This is a genomic window from Paenibacillus popilliae ATCC 14706 (genome assembly GCF_000315235.1).
GTDB classification, from domain to species: Bacteria; Bacillota; Bacilli; order Paenibacillales; family Paenibacillaceae; genus Paenibacillus_B; species Paenibacillus_B popilliae.
This window is the reverse complement of the sequence record NZ_BALG01000026.1, coordinates 1-13,140: the sequence shown is the minus strand read 5'-3', so window position 1 is coordinate 13,140 and position 13,140 is coordinate 1. Positions and strand designations below refer to the sequence as shown.

Annotated in this window: 15 protein-coding genes; all 15 read left to right on the top strand. The window is 57.9% G+C overall.

All coding sequences use genetic code 11. The features are described from left to right. Position 1: 1 nt before the first annotated feature. The 15 genes from PPOP_RS02990 (at position 2) to PPOP_RS02920 (ending at position 13,059) form a co-directional block, all read left to right on the top strand. Entirely contained in the window at positions 2 to 448 is a 447-nt protein-coding gene (locus PPOP_RS02990) for a hypothetical protein (RefSeq protein WP_006284560.1), read from the top strand. Then, entirely contained in the window at positions 448 to 1,272 is an 825-nt protein-coding gene (locus PPOP_RS02985) for a hypothetical protein (protein WP_006284559.1), read from the top strand. Before PPOP_RS02990 ends, PPOP_RS02985 begins: the two co-directional genes overlap by 1 nt. 2 nt (positions 1,273 to 1,274) lie before the next feature. Further along, the gene (locus PPOP_RS02980) at positions 1,275 to 1,475 is read left to right on the top strand and encodes a YqzN/YkzM domain-containing protein (RefSeq protein ID WP_006284558.1); all 201 of its coding nucleotides are present in this window, start codon (positions 1,275 to 1,277) and stop codon (positions 1,473 to 1,475) included. A gap of 3 nt (positions 1,476 to 1,478) precedes the next feature. Further along, positions 1,479 to 2,900 (top strand): phage tail sheath subtilisin-like domain-containing protein, encoded by a 1,422-nt coding sequence (locus PPOP_RS02975; protein WP_006284557.1) that lies wholly within the window; start codon positions 1,479 to 1,481, stop codon positions 2,898 to 2,900. 16 nt (positions 2,901 to 2,916) lie between these two features. Beyond that, positions 2,917 to 3,363, top strand: a complete 447-nt coding sequence (locus tag PPOP_RS02970) for a hypothetical protein (RefSeq protein WP_006284556.1) — start codon at positions 2,917 to 2,919, stop codon at positions 3,361 to 3,363. A gap of 62 nt (positions 3,364 to 3,425) precedes the next feature. Beyond that, entirely contained in the window at positions 3,426 to 3,923 is a 498-nt protein-coding gene (locus PPOP_RS02965) for a phage tail assembly chaperone (protein WP_006284555.1), read from the top strand. Positions 3,924 to 4,120: 197 nt separating this feature from the next. After that, the gene (locus tag PPOP_RS02960) at positions 4,121 to 7,831 is read left to right on the top strand and encodes a tape measure protein (protein ID WP_006284554.1); all 3,711 of its coding nucleotides are present in this window, start codon (positions 4,121 to 4,123) and stop codon (positions 7,829 to 7,831) included. A gap of 12 nt (positions 7,832 to 7,843) precedes the next feature. Next, a complete protein-coding gene (locus tag PPOP_RS02955) occupies positions 7,844 to 8,485 on the top strand; it encodes a LysM peptidoglycan-binding domain-containing protein (protein WP_006284553.1) in 642 nt (213 codons plus the stop codon). Between the two features lie 11 nt (positions 8,486 to 8,496). Next, a complete protein-coding gene (locus PPOP_RS02950) occupies positions 8,497 to 9,489 on the top strand; it encodes an XkdQ/YqbQ family protein (protein WP_006284552.1) in 993 nt (330 codons plus the stop codon). Further along, entirely contained in the window at positions 9,486 to 9,911 is a 426-nt protein-coding gene (locus PPOP_RS02945; protein ID WP_006284551.1) for a hypothetical protein, read from the top strand. The genes PPOP_RS02950 and PPOP_RS02945 overlap by 4 nt, the downstream gene beginning before the upstream one ends. Next, positions 9,904 to 10,347 (top strand): DUF2634 domain-containing protein, encoded by a 444-nt coding sequence (locus tag PPOP_RS02940; RefSeq protein ID WP_006284550.1) that lies wholly within the window; start codon positions 9,904 to 9,906, stop codon positions 10,345 to 10,347. Before PPOP_RS02945 ends, PPOP_RS02940 begins: the two co-directional genes overlap by 8 nt. Continuing rightward, entirely contained in the window at positions 10,340 to 11,455 is a 1,116-nt protein-coding gene (locus tag PPOP_RS02935) for a baseplate J/gp47 family protein (RefSeq protein WP_006284549.1), read from the top strand. The genes PPOP_RS02940 and PPOP_RS02935 overlap by 8 nt, the downstream gene beginning before the upstream one ends. Continuing rightward, complete coding sequence (locus PPOP_RS02930) at positions 11,452 to 12,342, top strand: putative phage tail protein (protein ID WP_006284548.1); 891 nt, start codon at positions 11,452 to 11,454, stop codon at positions 12,340 to 12,342. Before PPOP_RS02935 ends, PPOP_RS02930 begins: the two co-directional genes overlap by 4 nt. After that, on the top strand, positions 12,343 to 12,636 hold the full coding sequence (locus tag PPOP_RS02925; RefSeq protein WP_006284547.1) for a hypothetical protein: 294 nt from the start codon (positions 12,343 to 12,345) through the stop codon (positions 12,634 to 12,636). A 3-nt stretch (positions 12,637 to 12,639) separates the two neighbouring features. Then, complete coding sequence (locus tag PPOP_RS02920; protein ID WP_006284546.1) at positions 12,640 to 13,059, top strand: hypothetical protein; 420 nt, start codon at positions 12,640 to 12,642, stop codon at positions 13,057 to 13,059. The last annotated feature ends 81 nt before the right edge of the window (positions 13,060 to 13,140 follow it).

Below are 13,140 nucleotides of genomic sequence, written 5' to 3'. Positions count from 1 at the left end.
TATGGTGATCCTGGATGATGTGCGAGCCAAGATTGAACGCCGCAAAGTGGCGACGCTGCTTGTCGCCAAGCACATCGGCAAGATCATGGAAGGTGAAGCTCGGCAGAGAGCTTCCTGGGAAGATCGCACCGGTCACACTCGGCAAGGCATCCAAGGCGGCGCGGATGTCCGCCAGTCCGGAAAAAACGACCGAATGGCCGTCGTATACCTGGCGCACACGATGCGATCCGGCGGCTATCTTGAAACCGGAACCGGCTTGTACGGGCCAAAGCGCCGGGAGATTAGACCGAAGCACAAAAAGGCGCTCCGCTTCCCGGTCGGTGGCGGTCAATATGTGGTTGCTAGGTCCGTCAAAGGGATGAAGCCAAGGCCAATCATCAAGCCGACGGTGCAGCGCCATATCGGGACGCTGCGCAAGGCGGTGCGTGATGTCTGGAGGGATACGTGATGCGCGGACTGATCCGTCAGCAGCTCATTGACCATATCCCTGAAATCGACGGGCGCGTTTTCGAGACGGATGCAGCGGCAGCGGACGAAGAAAAGCCCTACCTGGTCATGACTAAAGGTTCCGAGTCCGATGAAAACGACTGGGCGGGAAACAGTACACTGATCGAAGTATGGCCGTATGTGGCACACACACAATTCAAGCATGTGGACGCCCTTGTCTCGGCCACGATTGACGCGCTCGATCACCGGCTGCTTACGGATAGCGTTACTGGCGAGGCGGTTTTGTGCCGGTTTACTGGCAGCACCAGCGCGGACATGCTGGACGAGAAATTCGACGCGATCACGCGAGGCATTCAGTTTGAAGTGTTCTCGCTTGGCTGGCTGCTGCATGAACCGGTGGAGCCAGATCCCGTATCGGCTTTATCGGTCTGGACGGCAGAGCGGTTCCCGAACATGCAGACGGACCCGCGATGCTGGAATCCATCGGACGAAACGCCCGCCCTGTACTGGCGGATCGCTGCGATCCGCAGCGTACAAACGATGCCCTGGGGCGCGTGGATCGACGCGACCGTTCGCGGCCATATGCTCGTTCCGCGTGTGCCGTTGCGCAATACCTGGCTGGACCGAACCGTTCGGCAGCTCGCCTTCGATGGCCACGTCACCATGCTGGACCAATCGCGCATGATCATTCAGCGCGTGTCCGCTGATAGCACGCTGGACCCTTTTCGGACGGGGCAAATTGCCCTGGACGTGCGCTTTGGCATCTTGCGGACCAGCGCAGCAGCGCAGCCGCTGAACCAGATCACACTTAACGGAGGTGCCTAGATATGGCGGGAGCCAAAGAAACTAAATCACAAAAAGCGAAGCCTGAAGCCGCCTACAGCAAGCGCGAGATTATGGCCGCAGCCGCCGGGTTTAACGTCTCCCCCGACGTGCTGGCCGGAGCGCTGCGCCGGGTGGAGAAAGACACGCTGACCCGCGCCGAAGCGGAGAAGGCGATTCAGGACTTTAAGAAAAGGCAGGTGTAACCAATGCCAGGCGAAACATTTATTTTGGGCGAACAGAAAATTAGACCAGATGTCTACGTCCGCTGGCACAATGCGGGCGGCGCGCGCGTCGTCACGGGAACGGTCGGCGTGTCCGCAGCCGCCGTCAAAGCGAACTGGGGACCGCTCGGCGCGGTCACCACGGTGGAAACGCCGGGAGAGCTATCCGGCAAGCTCGGCAGCGGCGCCGGGCCGGAATGCGTCCGGGAAATCTTCTCCGGCGGTGCCAGCACGGTGCTGGCCGTGCGCGTCGGAACCGGCGGCACCCCGGCACAATTGGAGCTGGACGATACCGCCACAACGGCGGTCAAGGTAGTACGACTGGTAACGAAATACCCGACGACGCGGGCGTTTACCGTGACGATCCGGGATTCGCTGGAGGACGCTTCCTTGCGCGAGTTGCTGCTGCACGAAAGCACTCGCCAGCTTGAGCGACTGACGTTTGCGAAAGGCTCGGACGAGCCGGATCAGCTCGTCGCTGCGGTCAACGCCAGCAGCCAATACCTGACGGGCACGAAGCTGGCCGCAGGAAGCGGAGAGATTGACGCGCTGCTTGACGGCGCATTGACCGGCGGTGCCGATCCGGCTGTCACCGGCCAGGATTACGCCGACGCCTTCGAGCTGCTGGAGCGCAAATTCTTCGACACGGTCACGGCCGATTCCGAGGACGTAGGCGTTCACGCCTCCCTCCAGTCGTTCGTGGGCCGCATGTTGTCCGAGGGCGGCGGGCGGATCATCGGCGTGGTCGGCGAATCGACCAGCGTCCCGTTCGCCACGCGCAAGACCAACGCCAAGGCGTTCAACGACTTCGCTATCGTCTATGTCGGAAACGGCTTCGATACCGCCAGCGGCCCGATTAAAGGCGCGAAGGCTGCGGCCCGCGTGGCCGGGGTCATTGCCTCCGGCGCCTACAACGCCAGCATGACTCACGTCCCGATGACCGGTTCGATTGGCATCGTGGGTGAGCTGACAAACGCGCAATACAAAGAGGCAATCCGGTCTGGCATGCTGACCTTTTCGCTCAACCCCGATGGCCTCGCGCAGATCGACTATGGGATTAATACCAAAGTCACGCTGCTGGCCGACGAGGACGAAGGTTGGAAAAAAATCCGCCGGACGCGAACCCGGTACGAACTGATCGACCGGATTGTCCTGACGCTCCACCCGTACCTCGGCAAATGGAACAACAATGCAGATGGCCGCGCCTTCGTCATCACGATTGCGAACGGGATCATTCAAATGATGATCCGCGAGGGTGGACTGGAAGGCGGTCAATTGATCGTGGACCCGGACAAACCGCCGCAAGGCGATTCGGCATGGTTCCGGTTCACGGACCTGGTGGACCTGGACAGCATCGAAAAGCTGTACATGGATTTCGGGTTCCAATTCACGCCGCAAACGGCATAAGGAGGCTTAAACAGCGATGGCAACAGATGCAAGGTATATTTTCCGGGATTGCGTCTCGGATGGCTCCATCGACGTGGCGAACATCCAGGTCGGGGAGATCGTGCAGCGCGCATGGTCCTTCCGGGTGAACAGCCCGCCGGACATCCAACAAATGCTCGATTACGGCGTCCTGGACTTCCGCAATATTTCGCGGGGCTACTCGGGCGAGCTGTACGACGGCGACGGTACGTTCCTAGCTGAAGTCAACACCTGGCAAGCGCAGATCAGCGTCACCAACTCGGACTATCAGCCTGCCGGGCAAAAACAAACCTGGGGGATCATGCAGAGCTACAGTATGACACTCACGTTTACGGAAACCGTCATCCGGGATTCGATCCTGCTGAAGAAGCTGACCGACAGCCTGCGCTCCCAGGCACCGGACGCGGTGTTCAACTTCACCGGTGTTATTCGCGCCGCAAGGTAACAAACTGCGCCTGGGGAATCCGTGGGCGCTTCCCCAAACCCATAAACAGGAGGCATATTGCCATGAGTGAAAACAACGAATACAACCGTACAACGCCGGAGGAACTGCTGGACAATGAACCAGACATCCTGCGCGGCCTGCTCGATGCAGCGGCCAGCACGGAAGAAGAACGCAAGGTCATTGAAATTGCCCGCAAAGGCAAAGTGTTCTTCCGTTTCAGCATTCGACCGCTGTCCGAGGCGGAATACAACGCTTGCCGCGACAAGGCCACCAAGTACAAGAAAAATCGCCGCCTAGGCGGCATCAAGATGCCGGATGACACGGACGCCGCTCGTTACCGCTCATTCCTGATTTACGAAGCTACAGTTCCCGAAGATCAAAAAAAAGTCTGGAACAACAAAGCGGCATGGGAGCAGCTCAATGTCATCAGTGGTGTGCAGCTCATTGACAAGGTACTGCTGCCCGGAGAAAAAGAAGCGGTGATCGAGCAGATCGACCGCCTGTCCGGGTATGATCTTGACGATGAAAGCGAAGAGGCCGAAGAAGTCGTAAAAAACTGATTCAGGCAGGGGGAAAAGCAACCCTCCTGCACCATATCTTTCAGCGCCAAGGGATTCTCCCTAGCAAAATATTAAAGCTGTCCGAAGGCGAGCGGCTTTTTTGTCTTGTCTCCACAAAAATAGCGCTGGAAGCGGAGGCCGAAGAACGCAAGCAAGCTGCATTCTTGACAAAGCAAGGCAAAAAGGGGTGATCGCTGGTGGCTGAAGAAGTTTACCGCATTGAAATACCGGTAACGGTCGAGGATCATTCTGAACCGGGTCTATCCAATGCGGAGAAGAAAGTCAGTCGCTTTGATGAAACGGTGGAGAAAACGAGGAAGCGACTTGACGGCATGAATCGCAGCCGGTGGCAGCTTGCGATCCATGCGGTGGACCGGGCATCCAATGTAATTCGACAAGTCGGAAGCTATGCCCGGCGCATGGGAAGCGGAACCTACCGCATTACGGTGCGGGTGCTTGACCTTGCAACGCGCCCCTTGCGGGCAATTGTCCGGGGGATGACCTCAACACTCGGCCTGCTCGGCCTTGGCGCGGGCGGGATCGGCGGGATCATCATACCGGTTAGCCTGGGCGACGACTTCACCCAGGCGCAGATTGGTTTTGAAACCATGCTCAATAGCGTGGACAAAGCACAAAAGCTAATGGCGGAAGTTCAACGATTTGCCAAGGATACGCCGTTCGGCCAGAAAGAAGTCATCGAACAGGCGAAGGCTTTGCTTGTCCGGGGGTTCGGTGCTGAAGAAATCATCCCCATGCTGACCCGGATCGGTGATGTCGCGGCGGCGATGGGCGGCGGATCGGACACAATCGAACGGATCGTCTATGCGCTAGGGCAAATGCGCGCCCTGGGCCGTGTCAGCGCCGAGGATATGAACCAGCTCACGGATGCAGGTGTCCAGGCGTGGAAATCCATCGCTGAAAGTATGGGGAAGTCCGTTGCCGAAGTGCGGAAATTGTCCGAGCAAGGGCTGCTCCCTGCCGATCAGGCAATTCAGCACATCCTCAAGGGGATGGGCGAATTTGACGGCATGATGAGCAAGACGGCCAATTTGACCGCGCGCGGGCTGACCGGTCAAATTCAGGATGCGTTCAGCATCCAGATTTTAATGCGCTGGGGAAAGGGCTTGCAAAGCGCTGTTATCCCTCGGCTGCAAAAAGTCAATGAGTGGCTGGAGAATAACGACGACAAGCTGGCGCGCTGGGGCGCTACGTTGGAGAAAACCGCCAAGGAAGGCGCGAACTGGGTTTTGCGGCGCTTGGAGAATGCCTTTGAGTACATCCAGCAGCGATATTTGGATAACCCGGAATTCAACCGGCTGGATTTCGCCGGTAAAATCCGGTTCATCTTCACCGACCTGAATAATTTGTTCATGAAATGGTGGCAAGGCACCGGCCAGGCTCAAGTCGAAAAGATTTCCGGGAAAATTGGCGCTGCGATTGGCGGGGGGCTCGGCGGATTCATTATGAGCGCCCTCGGCGCTGCCGATCCCGACGCCAATCTGAATGAATCGCCATTTATTCAAGCGGGCGCGACAGCGGGACGTTCGTTCCTCGAAGCCTTCCTCGAAGCATTTGACGCGGGGAAGATCGCCGCCAAAGCTAAGGATGCATTTTTGAATTTGCAACCGACATGGCTTGGTGGCGAAACAAGCAGCCTGATGGGGCAGGCGTTAGCGTTGGCTATGGACGCCTGGTTGATTGGAAAAGTTATAAAAATACTGAAAGGACCGTTCAAAGCTGGTCGGACAGTTAACAAGTGGCTCAAAGGCGGTTCAGCAGCCGCAGCAGCCACTCGGACAACGGCCACCGCCGCCGAGACGGCTACGCGCTCACCTTGGAATAAGCGCTGGTTCAGCGGCTCTAAGGGCGGGGCGGCGACAACCGCCGAGACAGCAGCGGGCGCTCCGTGGTATCAGCGTTGGTTCGGCGGCTCCAAGGGTGCCACCTCAGCCCCAACGACCGCAGGACCGGCGGCACACCTTCCCGGCAATTATCGCCCGGCGGGCAAAAAGTTCTGGGACAACATCCCGCTGGATCGGACGTATAGCCGCGACGAAGTGGTTCTCATGAAAAACAGCGGCCATCTTCAGCGTTTCAACGAGTTGGAAAAAGCGTTCGGCGGACCGACTTCCGCACCGAAAACAAGCTGGTGGAAAAGCCTGTTCAAAGGCGGCGGCAAGGGGCTTGGCCTCTTGTCCCAAACAGCGGGGAAGCTGGCGCTTCCGCTATCCATCGGCTTAGACGTGGCGAATATCGCGACTGCCTCCCCGGGGGCCGAACGGAACCGCGCCATCGGCGGAGCAGTCGGCGGGTGGGGTGGATTTGCAGCCGGAGCGGCTGGTGGCGCGGCAATTGGCTCGGTCGTTCCTGGAATTGGAACAGCAGTCGGCGGCCTGATCGGTGGTATTCTAGGCGGTCTGGGCGGCGGTGCAATCGGTGACTGGATCGGTTCCAAAGGCGAAGACATTTCCCAGTGGTTCAAATCGACCTTGTGGCCGTCGCTGAAAGACGGCGCAAATGCGACCTGGACTTGGATTTCCGATACCGGGCCGAAAGCCATTGCTAAAGGCGTGGGCTTTGCGGTTGGGTACATCGGCGAAACCTTGTTCAACGGCGAATGGTGGAATGAAAAATGGAGCGCGGTCGAAGCCTGGTCCGCCGCCTCCTGGGAGAACACGAAAGAAACCTGGAACAATGCCGTTGCAGCCATCGAATCCACGATCTTCAACGGTGAATGGTGGGCCGAGAAGTGGCAAGGGGTGCAGGACTGGGCGGCAAGCACCTGGGAGAGTACGAAAGACATCTGGAACAGCACGCGTGACGCCATCAACGACACGCTGTTCGATGGTGAATGGTGGCAATCCCAATGGGACAACGTCAAAAGCAGGGCAAGTAGCGCCTGGGAAAGCATTAAAGGCGGCTGGGGCAAGTTTTGGGATAAAGTCGGCGGTGCGTTCCAGGAAGGCAAGGAAGCCGGTCAGGAAGCGGCATCCGGTGCCAGGGCATACGCTCGAGGTGGCTTTGTCACCACTCCCCATATTGGCCTTGTTGGCGAGGCAGGCCCGGAAGCGATCATTCCCCTTTCGGCTGGCAAACGGGATCGGGGGCTTGAGCTTTGGGAGCGCGCCGGGCGCATGCTAGGCGTTCGCCCATACGCCTTTGGCGGCATCGTCGGGGCCATAAGCGCGCCTGAAACCCGCGCGTTCAAGGAGGGCAAGGAAGCCGGTCAGCAAGTGGCATCCGGTGCCAGGGCATACGCCCGAGGTGGCTTTGTCCCCCCCCCCCATATCGGCCTTGTTGGCGAGGCAGGCCCGGAAGCGATCATTCCCCTTTCGGCTGGCAAACGGGATCGGGGGCTTGAGCTTTGGGAACGCGTCGGAAGCATGCTGGGCGTTCGCCCTTACGCCTTCGGCGGCATCGTCGGGGCCATAAGCGCACCTGAAACCCGCGCGTTCCAGGAAGGCAAGGAAGCCGGTCAGGAAGCGGCATCCGGTGCCAGGGCATACGCCCGAGGTGGCTTTGTCACCACTCCCCATATCGGCCTTGTTGGTGAGGCAGGCCCGGAAGCGATCATTCCCCTTTCGGCTGGCAAACGGGATCGGGGGCTTGAGCTTTGGGAGCGCGCCGGGCGCATGCTGGGCGTTCGCCCTTACGCCTTTGGCGGCATCGTCGGGGCCATAAGCGCGCCTGAAGCGCCTATGTTTTCACCGGTCGCCCCAATGGCCCCGGCTGGAACTGGGGCGGGACTGACCATCAAACTGGGCGGCATTCATTTCTCCATTACTGTAGAAAGTGGCGACGGCCAAAGCGTTCTCGAAGCAATCCGTAAGCATGGCGACGAGATCGCCGATGAGATCGCCGAGAAGATCGGCGTGCGGCTTGATGAATCGACGAACAACAGTGTATAGGTGGGGTGAAGCATGGACTTCTATTTGACAGATGAAACCGGCAAACGACTGCATTTCCCGATGAACCCGGAACGCATAACCGCCGTCACGACCACCCGCATTCAGACGTTCGAAGCCATCGAGCTGGGTGAGTATGCTTTGCCGCGAGGTACGCTGCTGGTGCGTATGAACTTTGACGGTCTGCTGCCAGGAGCGACGCGCAAGCATACCTCGCTGGTCAAGTCGTGGCGCGATCCTCGGGCCATTGCCGGGGAACTGTCCGGCTGGCGAAACGCAGGCGCAAAACTGCGGCTCCTGGTGACAGAAACCCCATTCAACCATGATGTATTCATGCATACGTTTGAACACACCTGGTCGGGCGGTCATGGGGATATGCGCTATTCGCTGGAGCTGGTGCAGGCAAGGGACATCCTGATCCACCCTGAAGGACAGGCTAAATCCAAAGCCGAAGCGAAAGTTCTTTCGGCTTCCCGTTCCTTGCCCGCATCAGCCAAGACGCATACCGTTGTCAGCGGCGACACGCTGTGGGGAATCGCAAAGAAACGTCTCTACAACGGCGCGCGGTATATGGAAATCTATAATCTGAACAAGGCGCTAATCGGGCCTGATCCGAACAAGATCAAACCTGATCAAGTGTTGCGCCTGCCTGGTTAGGGTGGTTCTGCATGATCAATATTGCGCAAGTCAAGTACGACACTGCCGTTCTTCTGCCCCAGGGAGAACGGCTTTCCTTACCCAATGTCGCCAATAGTTTGAGTTGGTCGGAGCAATCGGGCGAGCTGGCGGCAAGCTTGCAATTCCGCATCCTGAATCAAAGGTTGGGTGATGGCTGGCTGCACCAAAAGCTCCCCCTGGGAGCCAGGACGCTGCTGCGGGCCGACTGGGGCGAGGGCTGGCAAGAAATCCATCAGGGGATCGTCTTTGACTGGGAATATGAAAACGATTCTGTCGGTGTTCTCAACGTGAAGGCATACGACATCCTGATCTATCTCTTGCGCAGCAAGGATGACCGATATTACCCGAACGGCACGAAGGCCCGCGTCATTGTCGAGGACATCGCCAAAGCTTGGAACATTCCTATCGGGCAAAACGATTTGCCGGACATGGCGCTCTCGAAACAGGTGTTTCGCGGGGATACCCTCGGGGCAATGCTCGGGAAGGTGCTGGAGCAAGTCCAAAAGCGCGGCGGCGGCAAATACGTTATTCGCGCGAGTGGCGGAAAAATCAACGTCTTGCGCCAGGGGCAGAACGAAACAGTATACCGCTTTGAAGGGGAGATCGTTCGCCGGATGACGGATAAGCAGGACATAGAAGACCTCGTTACCCGTGTCAAAATAATTGGCAAAGAAGACAAGGCCTGGCGCGCTCCGGTTGTCGCCACGCTTGACGGCAAGACGGAATTCGGCATCCTGCAAGACGTGATCTATAACGAGCAATACGATACGGCGGCAGCAGCAAAAGCGGCTGCGCAAGAGATTCTAAACGAGCGCGGCGCTCCGCGAAAACGGCGGACAATCGCCGCTCCTGACCTTCCATTCCTGCGGCGAGGGGATAAAATCTTCGCATCGGTCGGGACGATTGAAGGTCATTTTGCTGTCGTGGGCATCCAGCATGATGCGGATACGCACAGCATGACAATGGAGGTGGAAACGATATGAGCGGAAAAGGAGTGAATCGACTCGCACAAGCGATTGACAATCGGACGGGGAAGCGGACAGCCTCCGCCCCGGCGATGGACTTGGGCACCATCACGGACGACGGCCTGAAGCTGGATCAGTTCGGGCCGGTCATTCCGCGCAGCGGCTACCTGGTGGCGGAATGGGTAGTGGACGCGCAGTTCCCGACCGAATCTCGAATCTATCGGACGGCTTCGCCCGTCGGATCGGCTGGCGAGGATGTGCCGGGGACAGCCTATTCACCGGTGGCTCGTCTGGACTTTGCTGGAGGCGGTGACGGCGGGCATGTCCCTTTCGTGGAGCTGCGCTTCTCCCCTGCTCTTCAGCCGGGGGATCGCGTCCTGGTATTATGGGTGCGGGACGATCCTATCGTAATCAGCAAGGTGGTGCCTGCGGATGCCTGATCTATTCCCTACCTTCGACGTTCCGGCCTTGGTGAACGCCGCCGCCGACAATCAAGTCCAATACCCGCAAAGCTGGCTTTATGACTTTGAAAATAAGCGCGTTGTCATGGACGGATCGGGGCGGGCCGTCATGGTCGATGGACTGACAGCCTGGGCGCAATGGTGCATCAAAGCCGCCTCCACGCTGCGCTTTACTCATTTAGCCTATGGCCCGGATTTCGGGACGGAGCGTGAAGGGGCGTGGCGGCAGCCAACGCGAAAGGCTACGGAATCGGAACTGGAACGAACCATAACGGAAGCGCTAATCGTCGATCCGCGCACGGATACGGTTCGAGATTTTGCCTTTACCTGGTCGGGCGACGAGCTGCTGGTTTCGTTCACGGCCATTCCGGTGATCGGCGATCCTAAACGGTTGGAGGTGAAAATGAATGGATGACCTCCCCCCTTTCCTTAAAGATCAGCTCGAAGAAGTGATCCGGCAGCGGATGCTTGACCGGATGCCTGCTGATTTGGATAAAACGGAAGGTTCCATCCCCTGGGATGCCATCGCACCGGTTGCTATTGAATTGGTGCTTGCTTCGGAATGGGCTAAGGAAGTGCTGCGCCGCGCATTCGTACAGACGACATTCGGCGACTACCTGACCTACAAGGCGCAGGAGAACGGACTGGAGCGACGCCCAGCGGTGGCAGCTCGAACGTCCGGCGATGATGTGCTGTTCACTGGCGATCCGGGTTCCCCTGTTCCTGAAGGTTATCTCGTTAGTACCGAAAGCACGGATTCCACGCCAGCCAAGCTATATCGAACGCTGGCCGCTATGGTGCTGGACAATGCTGGCAAGGGGCGAGTGGCTGTAAAAGCGGTTGACGTTGGCCTTATCGGCAACGTGCCGATAGGAGCGGTTCGCCATTTAACCGAGCCGCTGCCCGGCATACGGTCTGTGACGAACCTCAATCCCCTACATGGCGGCGTGGACGAAGAAGAAGACGAAACGCTGCGCCAGCGTATCCTCGAAGAGAACCGGCGAGAAGAAGGCGACGGCAATATCTCGGACTATGTGGCCTGGGCCAAACAGGTATCGGGCGTTGGTAACGTCCTGGTCGAACCGCTTTGGCAAGGCGTCGGAACGGTCCGCATCATCATACTGGATTTGGATGGGCGACCGGCTCCGCAGCCGACCATTGACGCCGTTCAAGAGCATATCGACCCGCTAAGTCGCGGACGCGGCGAAGGGCTTGCCCCTGTCAGCGCCAAGGTCACGGTTCACGCGGCCACAACGACCTATATCGACGCCACGATTCCCGGACTGGTGCCAAAGCCGGGCTACACCTTGGAACAAGCCCGCGTCAATGCGGAGGCTGCGCTGAACGCCTATCTGTTCCAGGTCAATCCGGGCGGCGTCATCAAAATACAAGAAGCTGCGGCCAGCGTCATCTATACCCTCGGTATAGAGAACGTCGGCGACATCCTCCTGGAAGGCTCAAGGCAGGACATCCTCCTGGAAGTCAATGAGCTTGCCCAGCTTGGGAGTGTGACCTATACATGACGGCTAAAGATCGCATGCATTCGTATTTGCAGCCGGGGCAATATGACCGGGACAGGGTTATGCAGGCCGTTTATCAAACGCAAGGAGTGGAAATTGACGGGCTGATCCTTACGCTGGACGAGATTCTGGAGCAATACTTCATCGAGCGGGCGACCTGGGGGCTGCGGTACTACGAAGAACAGTTCGGGTTGCCGGTTAATGAAGATCTCGACCTCGAACTGCGCCGCAGGCTGATTATGGCGAAGAAGCGACGAGGCAGGAACAGCCTTCTTCGCATTCTCCAGACGGTCGAGCCTTCATTGAGCCTAGCCTGGGGGCGCTTGATTATCCCGTTCACCTTGGTTTCAGAGGAAGACAGCTACGACTTCGGGCCGCTGATCACCTTGCTGGAAAAGCACAAACCGGCACATGTCGGTTACTCCTTCCGCATCGATCCGGTGCTGCCGGAATCGGGGTACACAGTGTACGCCAATCACTATCGGCGTAATCGGATTAGGATGGAGTTGCTAGCCGGAACGGCTCACGCTGGCCGCTGGCCTTGGTGGTCAACCTCCGGCCTGATCTACCAGGAAGGAATCGCCGTCCAAAGCCGGTTGATCCAAGGGAAAGGATTATATGATCCTAGCGGGGTCCTTTATAGTGGGCCTATACGCGATCGCGAGAACATCGGCGTTTCGCAAGCGACGAAACCGACGATTATTTCCCATCCGGTCATCGGAGCTGCGGATTATTCCCGAGCTGGAACCTTCAAGGTCGGGGAACGCCCGAGCATTACAACCAGCGGCCAACGCCGGAATTTTGACATTTATTCTGATCACAGCGTCGCAACGGGCTACAGATCCCCCTTCCCTTGCGGCGTTTATCATTGCGGGGAAGAGGTGGCCTAAATGCTAAATCCGATCATTTTGCAAGAATTTGCCGACTATCTGGACAAGCGGATCGTGGCGGCGGACGTGGAGATCGACGGCGTGACCTACCCGGCCAGCATCCGCCGGTCCTTCCTGGAGGGAGCAACGGTGCGAAAACATATTTATTTGACAAATGAACCTTACGGGACCGTCACCCGTTCGCGTCTGCTGGGGGCGTCCGGCGAGATGATCTCCGAACGAACCGATGCTCAGCCGCATAGCGCGGACAAAGGCTTGCTACTCGAATTCAAGTTCGTTATTCAGGAGGTGTAAAACATGTCATTACGCGATGAAGTATATGAGCCGCTCGAATGGGAAGACAGGGTCATCGACCAGCAAACGGGTGATGTCCTGGTTCCCGGAACGCCGGTCAACGAAACCAATCTCAACCGAATGGAAAGCGGCATACTGACCTCGCATTACGATGTTGGGCTGGCCGCAGTAGCAGCCTTGCAGCTCGCTGGAGCTTTGCGGCAAGAAATGGAGAAAGTGCAAAGACAGCGCATTCTCCAGGGTGAAGCCACGATAACAGCTAACCAGACAAACGGGTATTTCCGAGAGTTCGAACCCTTTGTTGAAGTCAATCCGAAAGGTTTGCCGCAGATCAATACACCGAATTATGATGTGATACTGACCCCAACCGTTTCGGATGATTTGGGGCGGGTGGGTGATTTGATTGTATATGACGGATTGTAAAATGAAGTGCGACACCTTCTGGAAATAAAAAAACAAAAGGCTCATGGCCGGATTCGTGTAGAATGAAAGTTCTCACCACCC

Coding starts and splice junctions, on each gene's coding strand:
- PPOP_RS02990 (WP_006284560.1), top strand. CDS start 2: ATGGTGATCCTGGATGATGTGCGAGCCAAGATTGAACGCCGCAAAGTG.
- PPOP_RS02985 (WP_006284559.1), top strand. CDS start 448: ATGCGCGGACTGATCCGTCAGCAGCTCATTGACCATATCCCTGAAATC.
- PPOP_RS02980 (WP_006284558.1), top strand. CDS start 1,275: ATGGCGGGAGCCAAAGAAACTAAATCACAAAAAGCGAAGCCTGAAGCC.
- PPOP_RS02975 (WP_006284557.1), top strand. CDS start 1,479: ATGCCAGGCGAAACATTTATTTTGGGCGAACAGAAAATTAGACCAGAT.
- PPOP_RS02970 (WP_006284556.1), top strand. CDS start 2,917: ATGGCAACAGATGCAAGGTATATTTTCCGGGATTGCGTCTCGGATGGC.
- PPOP_RS02965 (WP_006284555.1), top strand. CDS start 3,426: ATGAGTGAAAACAACGAATACAACCGTACAACGCCGGAGGAACTGCTG.
- PPOP_RS02955 (WP_006284553.1), top strand. CDS start 7,844: ATGGACTTCTATTTGACAGATGAAACCGGCAAACGACTGCATTTCCCG.
- PPOP_RS02950 (WP_006284552.1), top strand. CDS start 8,497: ATGATCAATATTGCGCAAGTCAAGTACGACACTGCCGTTCTTCTGCCC.
- PPOP_RS02945 (WP_006284551.1), top strand. CDS start 9,486: ATGAGCGGAAAAGGAGTGAATCGACTCGCACAAGCGATTGACAATCGG.
- PPOP_RS02940 (WP_006284550.1), top strand. CDS start 9,904: ATGCCTGATCTATTCCCTACCTTCGACGTTCCGGCCTTGGTGAACGCC.
- PPOP_RS02935 (WP_006284549.1), top strand. CDS start 10,340: ATGGATGACCTCCCCCCTTTCCTTAAAGATCAGCTCGAAGAAGTGATC.
- PPOP_RS02930 (WP_006284548.1), top strand. CDS start 11,452: ATGACGGCTAAAGATCGCATGCATTCGTATTTGCAGCCGGGGCAATAT.
- PPOP_RS02925 (WP_006284547.1), top strand. CDS start 12,343: ATGCTAAATCCGATCATTTTGCAAGAATTTGCCGACTATCTGGACAAG.
- PPOP_RS02920 (WP_006284546.1), top strand. CDS start 12,640: ATGTCATTACGCGATGAAGTATATGAGCCGCTCGAATGGGAAGACAGG.